Consider the following 13,314-nt stretch of genomic DNA (forward strand, 5'->3'; position numbering starts at 1 on the left):
CGGGCCGGGTGTCAGGCGCGGCGGATGAGGTCGGCGGCCTTCTCCCCGATCAGCACACTCGGCGCGTGGGTGTGGCCGCGGATGATCGTCGGCATCACCGACGCGTCGGCCACCCGCAGCGACCGCACGCCGCGGACCCGCAACTGCGGGTCGACTACGCTGGCGTCGTCGCCGCCCATGCGGCAGGTGCCGACCGGGTGGTAGAGGGTGTGAGACACGGATTCGATTGCCCTGGTGAGGGTTTCGTCGTCGAGCTTGTTGGCGTGCAATGGCCGGGCGATCCGGCCGATGGTGCCCTGCAGCGCAGGGGCCCTGGCGATGTCGGCGCACATGCGCAGTCCCGCCATCAGCGCCTCGCGGTCCGCTCCGTCGGCGTCGGTCAGATACCGGGGATCGATCAGCGGTTTGTCGTGGGGATCGGCGGTCCGCAGCGTGATCGTGCCCCGGCTGCGCGGCTTGAGCAGGATCGGGCCCATCACGACGGCATGGCCGATGTAGGGGTCACCGATGCCCTCGTCGAAATACGGTGCGGGAGCGAAGATCAGCTCCAGATCCGGCAATGCCAGGTCCGGACGGCTCTTGACGAAGCCGTAGGCCTCACCGATGTTCGACGTCAGCATTCCGCGACGCCGGAGGAAGTAGTTGATCAGTTCCAGTGGCTTCTCGGCGGCCGACAGGGAGTCGTACGGGACCTCGAAACCGAGTGGTACGACGAGATGGTCGAGCAGATTGGCGCCCACCTCCGGCGAGTGGGCGACCCCGACGATGCCGTGCCGGGTGAGCTGGTCGCTGTCACCGATCCCGGACAGCATCAGCAGTTGCGGGGTGTTGATCGCCCCCGCGCACAGCACCACCTCGCGGCGGGCGGACACCACCGTTCGACCGTCCTTGCCGTCGTACTCGACGCCGACGGCGCGGTCGCCGGCGAACACCACCTTGGTCGCGGTCGCCTCGGTGAGCACGGTCAAGTTCTTGCGCTTGCGGACCGGCTTGAGATAGGCGTCGGCGCTACTCCAGCGGGAGCCACGCCGCTGCGTGACACGTGTCTCGCAGAACCCTTGCGGCTCAGCGCTGTTCGGCTCCTCGACGCGCTGGCCGCATTGCTGGACCGCGGTCAGCCACGCCGCGGTCGACTCGCGCGGACTGCGCTGGCGCGAGATCACCAGGGGTCCCGATTCGATGGCCCGTAGGTAGGGCTCGAGACGGGCGTGGTTCCAGTCCTCACCGGCGTGCTCGCCCCACTCGTCGTAGTCGGCGGCGAACCCGCGCACCCACATCATCGCGTTCATCGAGGACGAACCGCCGAGCATCTTGCCCCTCGGCCAGTAGATGCGCCGACCGCCGAGTCCCTGCTGCGGCTCGGTCCGGTAATCCCAGTCCAGCGGGCCGCGCATCAACTTGGAGAAGCCGGCGGGAATGCGGACGAACTTGTCCTTGTCGCGCGGGCCAGCCTCGAGCACGACGACCCGCACCGAGGGATCGGCGCTGAGCCGGTTGGCCACGACCGCCCCGGCCGAGCCTGTCCCCACGATGACGTAATCGGCGTCCACCAGCGGAGTGTAGACACGGGGCGACCGCTCAGCGTTCAGCGGGACTACGCACTCACCTCGATGTGCTGGGCACAGCTGATGCCTGCATAACGCTGCGGGCTGCACGTCAGGACGATCACCTGACCGTCGCCGGCGGCCGCGTCGAACACCTCGGCCATCTTGGTGAGCCGTTCGGCGTCGGTGAAGCCGAGCGCGTCGTCGATCACGACCGGCACGCTGTCCTCCTTGGCGACCAGCGCGGCGCCCGCCAGCCGGGCCACGATGCCCAGCTGCTCCTTGGCTCCGCCGGACAGCGACTCGTACGGCACCGTGCGCCCCGACAGCGTGCGGTGACCGATCCGCAACTCGCTGTCGACGTCCACCTCGAAGCTCTCGCCGAACACGATGCGCCCCAACCGTTCCACCTCGCCACGGAACGGGTCGACGTAGCGCAGCCGCATGGCGTCACGGTGCCGCCCCATGACCGTCCTGAGCAGGTCGGCCGCCCGCGCCCGGCGCTGCACGCGCCGGAACTCGCCCTCGGCGCGCTCACGCTCGGTCTCGGCGGCGTCCAGCCGGCCCTTGCGGCCCTCCGTGCCGTACACCTTCAACTGCGTGGCGACCTCGCGCAGTGCCTCGGAGGCCTCGTCGAGACGCGCCTGGACACCGACGGCGGCACGCTCGGCGTCCTCCAGCTCGGCCGCGACCACCTCCGGCTGATGGCCGGCCAGTTCCTCGCCGATGCCGGCCACCAGCGTCTGAGCCCTGGTGGCGACCTCGGCGTCGGCCTCCGCCTTGACGGCGAGCTGCTCGTCGCCGACGGCGGCGCGCTGCTCGGCCAGACGCTGTCCCGTGGCCGCCAGCTCCGTCTGCGCGGCCTGGAGCTTCTCCTTGGCGCGGGCCGCGCGCATGCCTCGCTCGGCGAGCCGCTTGGCCGCCTCCTCGGCGACCTTTCGGTGCGTCTCGCAGTCGCGGACGGCCTGCTGATGTGCCGCCGTGGCGGCCTCGAGTTCGGCGCGCAGCGCCGCAGGATCCTGCGGCCCACCCGCCGCGGAATCCCACAGTCCGTCCTCGGCGGGCATCCCGGCCTGCAGCGCGGACAGCCGTGACCTCAGGTCCTCGACACCGTCGTCGGCGGTCAGCGCATCGAGGATGCCTCGCAGCCGTTCTCCCGCGTTGAGCAGGGCACGGCGCCGCTCGTCGAGGGCGCGCGCGGCGACGACGTCGGCGACACCGGCCCGTGCCAGCGCGGCCTTCAGCGCCGCCTCGGCGGTGTCGAGCGCGGCCTGGGTGGTGGTCGCGGGGGCACCGGGGGTGACCTGCACCGAGAGCACGCCGGGAACGTCGAGCCCGGTCGGGCCGGTGAGCGCCGCCGACCAGGTATCCCCGGCAAGCAGGGTGACCGGTTCACCGCCGATCCGCACGTCGAGGTCCGCCGCGGCCAGCAGTTCGATGTGCGCGGAGGCCTTCTCGGCGGCGGCCGCGGCACGGTCGACGGTGCTCGCAGCGTCGTCGATCGACTTCATCAGCTGATCGGTGAGCGTGATCTCCGCGAGGTCACGCTGCACGGAGTCGAGTTCGCGTTGATGGGACTCGATCGCGCCGATCCGACTGACGAGCCTGTCGACCTGGTCGCGGTCGGCCAGCAATTGCACGGCCCTGCGCGCGGCGTCGACACGGGCCTGGCCGGCCTCCACTGCCGACCGCGCCTGCACCGCGGCCTCCTCGGCTGCGACCTGCACCTCACCGGCTGTGACCAATTCCTGGGCTGCGTCGTCGGACGCGGTTCGCAGCACGGCGATCGACGCGGTCCTCTCGTCGATGTCCGCGCGGGCACGCCGCCGCTCGGTGAGGGCGGCCAGCGTCGCCGCGTGCGTCGACTTGGCGGCGTCGGCGACGACGGTGGCCCGGTCCAGTTCACCGCGCAGCGTCGCGACCGTCTGGGCCGCGGTGCGGGCGGACCCGAGTCGCTCGGCGGCGGCGGCGTTCTCGACACGGAGCGCCGCCAGCTCGGCGGTCAGGGTGGCGTGGCTGCGCACTGCCTCGTCGACCTCGGCGATCGCCGCCGCGCACCTGGCCACCTCCTCATCCGCGGTGCGCAGCCTCGTGGTGGCCGCGGCCCATTCGCCGGTGGGCCGTCCCGTCGAGGTGAAGTAGCGCCGGTACTCCTCGTCGATCCGGTCGATCAGCAGCGCATCCACGCTTCCGGCTGCGCCGGCCGGTGCATTCTCGACCTCACCGGCCGCCACGTCGAGCGCCCGGGACAGGGCGTTGCAGCCCGACAGCTCGGCGGCCGCCGTCGACGCCGACTGCAGCACCCGCTGTGCCCGCCACAGGTCCAGGTCGACGGTCTCGGCGAGCATCGCCCGAACCCTGTCGTGCGCCTCATCCCCGGTGAGCTGCTCGCGCCGCGGCGCGAGCATCGTCAACTCCGTCTCGGCACGCTTGTGAAACCGTTTGCGGTACACGAATCGGTAAGGGCCGGTGGAGATCTCGGCTGTCACCTCGGCACCCACATCGGCGTGGGTCGGCTTGACCTGCTTGACCTCCTTCTTGGTGGAGCGGTCCTTGGCCTCCAGTAGCAGATCGAGCGCCTCCAGCATCGAGGTCTTGCCTGCCTCGTTGGGGCCGCTGACGATGACGACCCCGTGATCGGGGAAGTCGATGTCGCGGTGGGTGACGCCGCGATAGTTCGTCAGGGTGAGCCGGTGCAACTTCATGCCGCACCACCCTCGTGCAGGCGCAGCAGCAGGGCCAGCGCCGCCCGCGCGTCCTCGGCGTCCTCACCCGTGGCGCGCGCGGTGGCGACCAGTTCGTCGACCGCGGCGGCCGCGAACCCACCGATGCCGAGGTCGTCGAACTCTCCGTCGGCGGGCATCACGGCGATGTCGGTCTGCCTGTCCCACGGAACCAACGCGGCGAACAGCCGCGCGTAGCGGTCCAGGCAGGCGTCCAGGGCGGCCCGGTCGGTGACCGTCAGCGAGCCGGTGAGACCCAGTCGGATCACCGTGCGCTCCTTGTCGGGCATCAGGTCGAGATTGATGTCGAGGTCGGCGATGTCCCTGCCGTTGTCCACCGGGCGGCGCAGTGAGACGAATCGCCAGTCACCGATGCGGCGGGCGTCGACCCGCACTGGCCGCAGCGGATCGGTTTCGTCGATGTCGACGACGAGCACCTGCCCGGGGTCCGGCTCGATGTCGTCGTAATTCGTCACCTCGGGCGAGCCCGAATACCAGATGCGGCCGGTGGCGCCGACGCTCATCCGGGAGTGCTTGTCCCCCAACGCGACGTAGTGGACGGCGCCGCGGGCGATGGCGGCCTCCAGCGCCGCGAGCCGGATCAGCGACGCCCTTTCCTTGTCGGGGACGAGGATGTCGACCGCACCGTGGCCGACGACGACGCGGGTGACGCCGTCGGCGGGGAGGTCACCGAGGGACTCGAGGGCACCGACGGCGTCGCCGACGAGATCGGTGGTGGGCGCCTTGGAGTACCACGGCGCCGCGACGAGCTGCAGGCCCGGCCGCACGTCGTGGACGCCCGGCCGGTCCAGGACGATGACGTTGTCGGGTCGTTCGGCGGTGAACAGCGCGCTCGTGTACACCGACGACGCGTCGAGCGGGTCGTGGTTGCCGGGCAGCAGGTAGACGGGCACACCGATGCCTCGCATCGCCTCCAGCGATTGGCTGACGTCACGGGGCGCGAGCTGGTTGTGCTCGAACACGTCGCCGGCGACCACGACGAAATCGGCGCCGACCTCGTCGGCGAGCGGACCGAGCGCGGCGACGGCGGCCCGGCGGGCTGCCGAATACCGCGGCTGCGCTTCGCCGTTGAGGAAATGACGGGTCATGCCGAGTTGCCAGTCGGCAGTGTGCAGAAACCGCATCTCAACCCGTCCTCTCCGTCGGTGGTCATCCAGGCAACGCGAGTGTAGGGCGGGCCGCCGACAACTCCAGGGACGCGCACCGGCATGGCCTACCGTTATTCGGATGAGCCCCACCACTGACCCGAGCGACAGGTACCGCACGCTGTTGCTGCTTCGCCACGCCAAGTCGGACTATCCGTCCGGTATAGCCGACCACGACCGGCCCCTGGCGCCCCGGGGCGTCCGGGAGGCCGCGCTGGCCGGTGACTGGATCAGGGCGAACGTCGGCGACGTCGACGCGGTGCTGTGTTCGACGGCCATGCGCACCCGCCAGACGCTGGAGCGCACCGGGGTCCGCGCGCCGGTGCACTACGTGGATCGCATCTACGAGTCGTCGCCCGGCATCGTCATCGACGAGATCAACGAAGTGCGATCACGGTTCGCAGGCGATATCGGCGGGCACGGCGAACTCGCGATCCTGATGGTGGTCGGCCACGAACCGGTGATGTCGTCGCTGGCGCTGAACCTGGCGAACGACGAGACCAGCAACGGCGCTGTCGCCCAGGAGATCTCGGCGAAGTTCCCCACCTCGGCGATCGCGGTGCTGCGCACCACCGAGCCGTGGGATCAGCTGGCGCTGGGCAGCGCCGAACTCGTCGCGTTTCACATCGCGCGCTGAGCGCGCAATCCAGCGTGGGCGCGCTGAGCGCGCAATCCAGCGTGGGCGCGCTGAGCGCGCAAGCTACGCGCGGGTGGCCAGCGTCAGTTCCATCAGCTTGATCGCCATCCCGCAGGCGTCGATGCCGGGCGTCTGAGGATTGACCCACCAGCCCACCACCCCGGCGGCGTCGCTGGCGACACCGCAGGCGCCATTCGGATCGCTCGGGCGCATCACGATCGATTGGATGCCGGCGATCGACCGACTCTCGATCTGGTACTCCAACTGCTCGGCGACCGTGCGTTCGTTGTCGAGGCTGCCCTGCTCGAACCAGAAGCGGGTGATGTCGACAAGGCCCGCGGGATTGGCCGCCTGCCACCGGCAGACCGCGCCGACGAAGGTGCTCTGGATGTCCAGCGGGTCGGCGCCGACGGTCTCGGCGAGGATGTCCTCGGTCAGCACCTCGCATTCCTTCAACAGGTTCGGGTACTGGCGCTGCGAGTCGTCGTTGCGGGGCACGCTTCCCGTGCCCGACTTCGCCGCGGTGCCCTCGACCGTCTGCGTGCACCCGGTCAGCACGACCAGACCGGCCAGAGCCGCGGCCGCACCTGCCAGTGCGCGGCGGGCGCTCACTTGGAGTTCACAATCGACTGGCGGGTCAGTTCTTTGGCGACGTCGCACGCGTCGGGAAAGGGCTCATCCGCGTAGCTGATCGACCACTCGATGAAGTCGTCTCCGAACTGGACGCCGATCTCGCAGAGGTTCACGCCGACCGTCGGGTCCTCGTTGATCCCTATGAAGCCGTCGTGGCCCTCGATGCTGATGTCCTCGACGCTGGTGCGGGACAGTTCCATGGTCTTGCGTTCCCGGCCGATGGGACTGCCGCGGAACCAGGTGAACGAGAAGTGCGGGCCGAGGATGCTGCCGCCGGCCAGCCACTGACACCCCACCGATGTCTTGGCGGTGTTGACCAGCCCGGGCACCCGCGTCTGCTTGATGACCTCCTCGTCACTGACTCCTCCGCACTGAGGAAAGAAGGGTCCGTGCGAGACCGCCTGCTGCGGCTCCTCGGTTGACGGCACTTCAGGGGACGCGGGCTCCGGTTCGGAGCACGCGGCAAGAACCGGGAGCATGGCCGCGGCCACGACGGCCAGCGCCCTGCGCACGCGAGGAGCAGATGTAGCCTGCGCCGACTTGCTGGGTGTCACGCCATGCACTGTAGCGGCAGCCCACCGGGCGGACCACCGACATGCCGACTGACCTGGTTATTTAGGGAATTCTCAGGCGGGGCAGCCGAACACGCGTCCCGCGGCCAGGGTATGCGACAGTAGCGGGATGCTCTGGAGGCTGCTCCGACAGCACGTGCGGCCGTACCGGTCGCTGCTCGCGGTGGTGGCAGCGCTCCAGGTCATCAGCACTCTGGCGACGCTGTACCTGCCGACCGTCAACGCCGCGATCATCGACGAAGGCGTCGCTCAGGGCGACCTGGCTCGCATCGTCGAGCTCGGGGCGGTGATGCTCGCCGTGACCGCACTTCAGGTGCTGTGCGCCGTGGGGGCGGTCTACTTCGGGTCGCGGGCCAGCATGGGCGTCGGCCGGGACCTGCGCTCGGTGATGTTCCATCATGTGACCGGCTTCTCGGCCGAGGAGACCGCACGGTTCGGCGCCCCGTCGCTGCTGACGCGGACCACCAACGACGTCCAGCAGATCCAGTTGCTGGTGCAACTCACAGCCACGATGCTGATCACCGCCCCGATCATGTCGGTCGGGGGCATCTTCATGGCGATCCACCAGGACGCGGGTCTGTCGTGGCTGCTGGTGGTCAGCGTGCCGGTGCTCGCGCTCGCCAACTACTGGATCGTGTCGCATCTGCTGCCGATCTTCCGGCGGCTGCAACGCCAGATCGACGCGATCAACCGCGTGATGCGCGAGCAGCTCACCGGCCTTCGGGTGGTGCGGGCCTTCGCGCGGGAGCCGTTCGAGCGCAACCGTTTCGCAGAGACCAACAACGCGCTGTCCGGTACGGCGCTGGAGGCGGGCCGGTGGCAGGCGCTGATGCTGCCCGTGACGACGCTGGTGATCAACGTGTCCAGCGTGGCGCTGATCTGGTTCGGCGGCCAGCGCATCGACGCGGGTCAGATGCAGATCGGCTCGTTGATCGCGTTCCTGTCGTACTTCATGCAGATCCTGATGGCGGTGCTGATGGCGACGTTCATCCTGGTGGTCATCCCGCGCGCGTCGGTGTGCGCGGAGCGCATCACCGAGGTGCTCTCCACCCAGCCGGCGATCACCAGCAGCCCGGAGGCGCTGTCGCCGCCGGGCATCAGGGGCGAGATCCGCTTCCAATCAGCGACATTCAGCTACCGTGGCGCCGAACGCCCGGTGCTCCAGGATGTTTCGCTGACGGCACAGCCCGGGACGACGACGGCGATCGTCGGGTCGACGGGGTCGGGCAAGTCCACGCTGCTGTCGTTGGTCTGCCGGATGTACGACGTGACCGGCGGCTCGGTGAGCGTGGACGGGATCGACGTGCGCGACTTCGACATCGAGGCGCTCTGGTCGGCCATCGGGCTGGTCCCGCAGCGCGGCTACCTGTTCTCGGGCACGGTCGCCGACAACCTGCAGCTGGGCGCGGCCCCCGGTCATGTGGCCACCGAGAAGGAGATGTGGGAGGCGCTTCGAGTGGCCGCCGCCGATGATTTCGTCGGCGCGCACCCCGACGGCCTCGACATGCGGGTGGCTCAGGGAGGCATGAACTTCTCCGGGGGGCAGCGCCAGCGGCTGGCGATCGCCCGGGCCGTCATCCGCCGGCCCTCGATCTACCTGTTCGACGATGCGTTCTCGGCGCTCGACGTGCACACCGATGCGCGCGTGCGCACCGCCCTGCGGGAGGTTTCGGCGGCGGCGACGGTGGTGATCGTCTCGCAACGCATCTCGACGGTCGCCGAGGCCGACCACATCGTCGTCATCGACGACGGGCGCGTGGTGGGCGCCGGATCCCATGAACAGCTGCTACGGAGATGTGACCCCTACCGGGAGTTCGCGGACTCCCAGTCGGTGAACGCGGGCCGGCCGTGACCGGACCGATGGCGCGAGGGATTCGCATGTCCGAACCGCCGGAGGTTCGGTCCCGGGACTTCAAGGGCTCGGCGATCCGGCTGCTCAGACGTCTCACCCCGCAGCGCGGCGTGACCGTCGCGGTGATGGTGCTCGGTGTCGGCGGCATCGCGATCGGGGTGGTCGGTCCCCGGATTCTCGGCCATGCCACCGATCTGCTGTTCAACGGCGTGATCGGGCGGCAACTGCCTGCGGGCCTGACCAAGGAGCAGGCCGTCGCGGCCGCGAGGGCCCGCGGCGACGGCACCTTCGCCGACCTGCTGTCGGGCATGAACGTCGTTCCCGGTCAAGGCGTCGACTTCGGCGCCGTCGGCCGCACCCTCGCCCTGGCCCTTGCCCTGTATCTGGTTGCCGCCCTGCTGGTCTGGGTGCAGGCGCGGCTGTTGAACGTCGCCGTGCAGCGGACCATGGTGTCCCTGCGGTCCGATGTCGAGGACAAGGTGCACCGACTGCCCCTGCGGTACTTCGACTCGCGGCAGCGCGGCGAGGTGCTCAGCCGGCTGACCAACGATGTCGACAACGTGCAGACGTCCCTGCAGATGTCGATCACCCAACTGCTGACCTCGGTGCTGACCGTGTTCGCGGTGCTGGTGATGATGTTGACGATCTCCCCGCTGCTGACACTGCTCACCGTGGTGACGGTGCCGCTGTCGCTGTGGATCACGCGCTCGATCGCGCGGCGCTCACAGAAACTGTTCGTCGCCCAGTGGCGCAACACCGGCAGGCTCAACGCCCACATCGAGGAGACCTACAGCGGTTTCACCGTCGTCAAGACCTTCGGGCACCGGGCCCACGCCGAGGAACAGTTCGGCGAGCTCAACGACGACGTCTACCAGGCCAGCTTCGGCGCCCAGTTCCTGTCGGGACTGGTGTCACCGGCGACGATCTTCGTCGGCAACCTGAGCTACGTGGCGGTGGCGGTCCTCGGCGGTGTGCAGGTGGCGACGGGCCAGATCACCCTCGGCAGTATCCAGGCGTTCATCCAGTACGTCCGCCAGTTCAACCAGCCGCTGACCCAGATCGCGGGCATGTACAACACGCTGCAGTCCGGTATAGCGAGCGCCGAGAGGGTCTTCGATCTGCTCGACGCCGACGAGGAACCGCCGGAGCGCGCCGAGGTGCTGCCCGCCGGAGACGAGTCGCGCTCCGGGCGCGTCGAGTTCGACCACGTCTCGTTCGGCTACCAGCCCGGCACCCCGGTCATCGAGGACCTGTCGCTGGTTGCCGAACCCGGCACGACGGTCGCGATCGTGGGTCCGACCGGCGCAGGCAAGACCACGCTGGTGAACCTGCTGATGCGGTTCTACGACGTCGACTCGGGGCGGATCCTGATCGACGGGGTGGACATCTCGTCGGTGAGCCGCAGTTCGTTGCGGTCGCGCATCGGCATGGTGCTGCAGGACACCTGGCTGTTCGCGGGGACGGTCCACGAGAACATCGCCTACGGCCGCCCAGAGGCCACCGAAGAAGAGGTGCGGCAGGCGGCCAGGGCCGCGTACGTCGATCGCTTCGTGCACACGTTGCCCGACGGATACGGCACCCGCATCAACGACGGCGGGACGAACATCAGCGCCGGCGAGAAGCAGCTCATCACGATCGCTCGCGCGGTGCTGGCCCGGCCCCAGCTGTTGATCCTCGACGAAGCCACCAGTTCGGTGGATACGCGCAGCGAGGTGCTCATCCAGCACGCGATGGCGCAACTGCGCCGCGACCGCACGAGTTTCATCATCGCGCACCGGCTTTCGACGATCCGCGACGCCGACGTGATTTTGGTGATGGAGGCGGGCAGGATCGTGGAGCGCGGCAGCCACGCCGAGCTGCTGGCCCGCCGCGGCGAGTACTGGACGATGACGCAGGCCTAAGCTGCGCTGCCCACCGCCGCGGCCGCGAGCGCACGGTTTCTGATGGATTCCGCCGGTGGATTCGTCACAAACCGTACGCTCAGCGTGATGACTTCTCCGGCCACGACATCACGGACCGTTCACACGTTCTGCAGGTACTGCCTGGCCTCGTGCGGAATCGAGGTGACGGTCGAGGGCAACCGGGTCACGAAGATCTCCGCGGACAAGAAGAACCCGCACACCTGGCACGACTTCTGCGCCAAAGGCCGCACCGCCAATCAGCTCGTCGAGCACTCCAGGCGAATCCTCAACCCGATGCGTCGAGTCGGCGATTCCTACGTCGAGGCCACCTGGGAGGAGGCCATCGCCGACATCGCGGCCAGGATGAACGCCGTCATCGACGCCGACTGTCCGGACGCGGTCGGGGTGTACTACGGCAATCCGGCGGGGTTCTCGTCGTCGAACATCATCTTCATGAACGGCTGGCTGGACGCGATCGGCACCCGCAGCCGGTACTTCGTCGGCTCGATCGACCAGAACGCGATGCATGTCGTGGCGGCAGCGATGTACGGGTCGATCCTGATGGCGCCGGTGTCCGACATCGACGACTGCGACTACTTCCTGCTCGTCGGGACCAACCCCGCGGTCAGCGCCTGGAACTGGCTGGAGACCGTGCCGGGCGGATGGCGGCGCGCGCTGGAACGCCAGGCCGGGGGCGCCCGGATCGTCGTCGTGGATCCGTTGCGCACCGAGTCTGCGGAGAAGGCCGACCGCCACCTGGCGGTGCGCCCCGGCCAGGACTGGGCGCTGCTGCTGGCGATGGTCAAGGTGATCCTCGACGAGGGGCTCGAACACCAGCAGGACTGCTCCGAACTGGCCACCGGCATGGACGACCTGCGCACCTTGGTCGCCGAGGCAGACATCGACGACCTGGCACGGCGGTGTGACCTCGACCGCGCTCAGATCCTCACCGTGGCAAGAGAGTTCGCATCCGCAGAACGCGCGATGGTGGTGACGCGCACCGGGGTCTCGATGCACCTGGCCGGCACGGTCGCGGAGTGGCTCGGCCACGTGCTCAACGTGATCACCGGACGGATGGACCGCCCCGGCGGCCGCCGGTACGAGCCGGGTTACGTCGACGCGATCCGGATGTCCGGCATGGTCAAGACGAGCCCGCACCGCAACCGGCTGTCGGGTCGCGAGATGGTGGCGGGAGCGCACGCGCTGTCCGAACTGCCCGAGGAGATCACCACGCCGGGCCGCGGCCAGATCCGCGCGATGGTCATCAACTGCGGCAACCCCGTGGTATCCGGACCCGACGGAGCCAGGCTCGACGAGGCGCTGGCCCAACTGGACCTGTTGGTGGCCGTCGACTTCGTGCAGCGGGAGAGCCACCGCCATGCGCACTGGTTGTTGCCCGCGGTGCACTGGCTGGAGCGCGACGACCTGCTGGCGTTCACCAGCAACATGCACGACGAGCCGTACCTGCAGTACGGGGCCAAGGCCGTCGAACCGCCGCCCGGCGTGCGTCAGGAATGGCGGATCTTCGTCGACCTCGCCATCGCGATGCGCAAACCGCTGTTCCGCGCCAAAGGGCTCAACGGATTCATCAAGGCCACCCGCAGGGCCGCCGGGCTGACGCGAAATCCCCGTCTCGAGTTCACCCCGCACTGGGTCGACCGGCTGGTGGTCGCCACCGGGCGAAAGGTCAACGGCCGCAGGATCAGATGGCGTGACGTCATCGCGCATCCGCACGGCTGGGTGCTGGGACCGCGCGAGTTCGGGCACTTCAGGGAGGCGCTGCGCACCCCCGGCAAACTGGTGCGGGTGGCACCGGACGAATTCGTCGCGCGCACAAGAGAACTCCTTGGTGAGCCGCATCCCGAGGCGCCAGCAGGGTATCCATTCCTGATGGCCAACCGGCGCCACCGGCACTCGATGAACTCCTGGCTCAACGAGCTGCCCGGGCTCCACCCGGCGGGCAAGCGCAACGAGGTCCTCATCCACCCCGACGACGCGGCCGTCCTCGGCGTCGGCGAGGGTGATCGGGTCAGCGTGTTCTCGCCGGTCGGCGCGATCGAGTTGGCGGTGACGTTGAGCGAACGGCCCCGTCGTGGCGTGGTCGTGATCGACCATGGTTGGGGCTCAAGGGTCTTTGACCCGCGCGGAGGCGCCGAGCCGCTGTCTTTCGGCGCGAACCGCAACCTGCTCGTCGACGCAGGCCCTGTGGACCCGCTGTCGCAGACCTCGGCGCTGAACTCGTCCTACGTCGCCGTCGAGCGGGTCGCCCCGGCCGGATGACGGTCC

General features: G+C 69.2%; 9 protein-coding genes. 4 read left to right on the top strand and 5 right to left on the bottom strand.

The window, feature by feature from the left end; translation table 11 throughout:
* Positions 1–11: 11 nt before the first annotated feature.
* Genes H7I57_RS11180 through H7I57_RS11190 form a run of 3 tightly spaced genes read right to left on the bottom strand, consistent with a single transcriptional unit; the run spans position 12 to position 5,412 of the window.
* Entirely contained in the window at positions 12–1,550 is a 1,539-nt protein-coding gene (locus tag H7I57_RS11180) for a GMC family oxidoreductase (protein WP_264023552.1), read from the bottom strand.
* Between the two features lie 44 nt (positions 1,551–1,594).
* A complete protein-coding gene (locus H7I57_RS11185) occupies positions 1,595–4,249 on the bottom strand; it encodes an AAA family ATPase (protein WP_264023553.1) in 2,655 nt (884 codons plus the stop codon).
* The gene (locus H7I57_RS11190) at positions 4,246–5,412 is read right to left on the bottom strand and encodes a metallophosphoesterase family protein (RefSeq protein WP_264023554.1); all 1,167 of its coding nucleotides are present in this window, start codon (positions 5,410–5,412) and stop codon (positions 4,246–4,248) included. Before H7I57_RS11190 ends, H7I57_RS11185 begins: the two co-directional genes overlap by 4 nt.
* A 103-nt stretch (positions 5,413–5,515) precedes the next feature.
* Here H7I57_RS11190 and H7I57_RS11195 point away from each other — a divergent pair, with 103 nt between their 5' ends.
* Complete coding sequence (locus H7I57_RS11195; RefSeq protein WP_264023555.1) at positions 5,516–6,070, top strand: SixA phosphatase family protein; 555 nt, start codon at positions 5,516–5,518, stop codon at positions 6,068–6,070.
* 63 nt (positions 6,071–6,133) lie between these two features.
* On the opposite strand, the gene H7I57_RS11200 is transcribed toward H7I57_RS11195, so the two are convergent.
* A complete protein-coding gene (locus H7I57_RS11200) occupies positions 6,134–6,682 on the bottom strand; it encodes a DUF3558 domain-containing protein (protein WP_264023556.1) in 549 nt (182 codons plus the stop codon).
* The gene (locus tag H7I57_RS11205) at positions 6,679–7,266 is read right to left on the bottom strand and encodes a DUF3558 domain-containing protein (protein WP_372510187.1); all 588 of its coding nucleotides are present in this window, start codon (positions 7,264–7,266) and stop codon (positions 6,679–6,681) included. Before H7I57_RS11205 ends, H7I57_RS11200 begins: the two co-directional genes overlap by 4 nt.
* A gap of 118 nt (positions 7,267–7,384) precedes the next feature.
* On the opposite strand from H7I57_RS11205, the gene H7I57_RS11210 reads away from it, so the two are divergent.
* The 3 genes from H7I57_RS11210 to H7I57_RS11220 all read left to right on the top strand — a co-directional run bounded on the left by H7I57_RS11210 (position 7,385) and on the right by H7I57_RS11220 (position 13,308).
* Positions 7,385–9,127, top strand: a complete 1,743-nt coding sequence (locus tag H7I57_RS11210; protein ID WP_264023558.1) for an ABC transporter ATP-binding protein — start codon at positions 7,385–7,387, stop codon at positions 9,125–9,127.
* Positions 9,128–9,153: 26 nt separating this feature from the next.
* Positions 9,154–11,028 (top strand): ABC transporter ATP-binding protein, encoded by a 1,875-nt coding sequence (locus H7I57_RS11215; RefSeq protein ID WP_275081150.1) that lies wholly within the window; start codon positions 9,154–9,156, stop codon positions 11,026–11,028.
* Between the two features lie 87 nt (positions 11,029–11,115).
* Entirely contained in the window at positions 11,116–13,308 is a 2,193-nt protein-coding gene (locus H7I57_RS11220; protein ID WP_264023561.1) for a molybdopterin-containing oxidoreductase family protein, read from the top strand.
* Positions 13,309–13,314: the final 6 nt, after the last annotated feature.

Origin of the sequence: Mycolicibacterium pyrenivorans (assembly GCF_025821625.1) — a bacterium.
GTDB classification, from domain to species: domain Bacteria; phylum Actinomycetota; class Actinomycetes; order Mycobacteriales; family Mycobacteriaceae; genus Mycobacterium; species Mycobacterium pyrenivorans.

Coding starts and splice junctions, on each gene's coding strand:
- H7I57_RS11185 (WP_264023553.1), bottom strand. CDS start 4,249: ATGAAGTTGCACCGGCTCACCCTGACGAACTATCGCGGCGTCACCCAC.
- H7I57_RS11190 (WP_264023554.1), bottom strand. CDS start 5,412: ATGCGGTTTCTGCACACTGCCGACTGGCAACTCGGCATGACCCGTCAT.
- H7I57_RS11195 (WP_264023555.1), top strand. CDS start 5,516: ATGAGCCCCACCACTGACCCGAGCGACAGGTACCGCACGCTGTTGCTG.
- H7I57_RS11210 (WP_264023558.1), top strand. CDS start 7,385: ATGCTCTGGAGGCTGCTCCGACAGCACGTGCGGCCGTACCGGTCGCTG.
- H7I57_RS11215 (WP_275081150.1), top strand. CDS start 9,154: ATGTCCGAACCGCCGGAGGTTCGGTCCCGGGACTTCAAGGGCTCGGCG.
- H7I57_RS11220 (WP_264023561.1), top strand. CDS start 11,116: ATGACTTCTCCGGCCACGACATCACGGACCGTTCACACGTTCTGCAGG.